This window comes from Hydrocoleum sp. CS-953 (genome assembly GCF_002260545.1).
In the GTDB taxonomy this organism is placed as follows: domain Bacteria; phylum Cyanobacteriota; class Cyanobacteriia; order Cyanobacteriales; family Microcoleaceae; genus Trichodesmium.
In genome coordinates this window covers 1-2448 of record NZ_LGSU01000207.1, presented here as the reverse complement: position 1 = coordinate 2448, position 2448 = coordinate 1, and the positions used below count along the sequence as shown (strand labels likewise).

The window sequence follows — 2448 nt, the reverse complement described above, 5'->3', positions numbered from 1 at the left end:
AGTTATAGAGAAGGTAGTCAGAAAGTATAGCAAGAGTGATTTTTCTGCCTCGCGTCACCCCAATATCGTAAGTTTTTGAGGCTGAAGGGCTGAAAACCAAGGTATTTCAGACTCAAAAAGGCTAATACCTTTATCTGTCAATGCTTTGATATTTAATCAGCAAACCCTAAATAAAGCTTTTATGCTCCACTAAAAGCAATAGCTGATTGGTGATAGCTGACGGCTGAATGCTTACGTCTTAAGGGTCTTGTTTAAACCTAAAACCTAAAACAATAGCTGATAGTTGATGACTGAATGCTGACATACAAAATTTCACTTATGGAAAGTTATGTCTCTTGAAAAAATATATTCGGTGGTACGTTTTAAGTGTTAGAAAGTTTAGGAAAAAGGTAAGCATTTCCTGCGGAATGCTGCGCAAACAGCTTTTTATAGACCTTGCTTTTTAGGGCAAGGTTTATAAATTAAGTAAGTATTTATTTAACTTCTACCACATTTTCATACTCATTCTTGGAAATCTCCCAATTGCTTTTCCCTGCTTTAAAAGTAATATAGCTGACTGCTGAATGCTTACGGAAAAAGAGTCAAGTATAAATTAGTTTTCACGAAGCATAATTAATGGTTTTCGGATGTATTTTTTATCGTGCCAACGGTAAACGCAGGGTAGCCAAGTGCGGAGCGGATAACCGCTGAAAGCATCTAAGTGGGAAGCCCACCTCAAGATGAGNAAGTAAATCAGATATTTATTTCTTTGGATGCTACTAGCATTCCTAATTATTTGATTTTCCTTGTCTTTGCTTTGGGAGCAATATTCATAGGAAAATACACATCAGCAATGCTGAGTATAGTTATTAAAAATTTTATCCCAGGTGCAAGGCAAGAAATTACCAATAATTTTCTTCATCCACTAAAAAAACCTTTTCAACTTGCAGGAACTTGTCTATTAATTTCTCTATCCTCAGCTTGGTTAATAGATTATCAACAATTCTACAAATTATTTCATCCACTAATAGTTTTTTCTGTAGTTGCTAGTCTGGGATGGTTAGCCTCTAGGATNAACTTGCAGGAACTTGTCTATTAATTTCTCTATCCTCAGCTTGGTTAATAGATTATCAACAATTCTACAAATTATTTCATCCACTAATAGTTTTTTCTGTAGTTGCTAGTCTGGGATGGTTAGCCTCTAGGATATTTCGTCAACTTATTAGAATATATGGGGTTAAAATTATTTCTAAATCAGGTTTAGAAAATGAGTTACTGTTAGTATTTGAGACTGTAGCAAATATACTAATTGGATTTGTGGGATTAGTCAGCTATGCTCAAAGTCAAAAGTTTCCATTAACAGGTTTGTTAGCTAGTGTATCTATTGGTGGAATAGCTATTAGTTTTTCAGCTTCCAAAACCTTAGAGCAATTGTTTGGTACGATAGTTTTATTTTTAGACCGTCCTTTTATTCCGGGAGATTATATTCGTTGCTCATTGGGAGGTGGCGATATTTACGGCAGAGTAGAATCTATTGGTTTACGTTCTACTAAAGTTAGGGTAGCAGCTACAGGTACTCTATATATTATTCCCAATAATAAATTAGCTGATACGGCAATAGAGAATATTACCCGTGGTAAAAAAGTGATGGTTTTATTATATTTAGACTTTACTAAGAAACTTACAGAACAGGAAGAAGCTGTTGTTCAACAAGTCGCTAGAAATAGTAAAGATTCCTTATTGGGAATGGAACCAGGTAGTATGAAAATAACTATATTTGACCATGAAGCTATGAATAAAAGTCGTGCCAGGATGACATTTTTTATTCTTGGTTCTAGTGAAAATTCTATTCAACTAAGGAAGCAACTATTGGAAGTTGCAAATCAGAATTTTTCTAAGCAACTGAAAAAATTTGGCATAGAGTTTAAGATGCAAGAACCAAATATTTATGTTGATACCCCAATCACTATTTAAGGTTTGCTGAAAAATTCTTTCTTCTGCCAAATCATTAATATTTCTGAATTATGTCTAGGTACTTGATTTTTGCTAATTAACTCCCAGAAAATTTACAGATAAAGGCTTACCTTTTAAGGAGCGAAAAAAGTTAGAACTTTTCTGTCTATATAGCAGTCGAAGCAAAGAGCGCGGACATTTCTAAATCCTGTTAGCGGAGCTTTTCCCTATACGAAAAATCCTTTGACAGTTTACTATTTCCTATTCCCTATTCGCGTAGTTCTATAAAACTCAAAAAGTTAGCATTTTGAAAAGATTAGGACATTTCTAAATCCTGTTAGCGGAACTTTTCCGTATACTAAAAATCTTTTGACAGTTTACTATTCCCTATTCCCTATTCTCTATTCGCGTAGTGCTATAAAACTCNATACTAAAAATCTTTTGACAGTTTACTATTCCCTATTCCCTATTCTCTATTCGCGTAGTGCTATAAAACTCAAAAAGTTACCATTTTGA

1 protein-coding gene is annotated in these 2448 nt (G+C 34.1%); it reads left to right on the top strand.

Annotated features, from left to right (window positions below; genetic code table 11):
• The first annotated feature begins 1296 nt into the window (after positions 1 to 1296).
• Positions 1297 to 1953, top strand: a complete 657-nt coding sequence (locus AFK68_RS01740; RefSeq protein ID WP_246843932.1) for a mechanosensitive ion channel domain-containing protein — start codon at positions 1297 to 1299, stop codon at positions 1951 to 1953.
• Positions 1954 to 2448 lie beyond the last annotated feature (495 nt).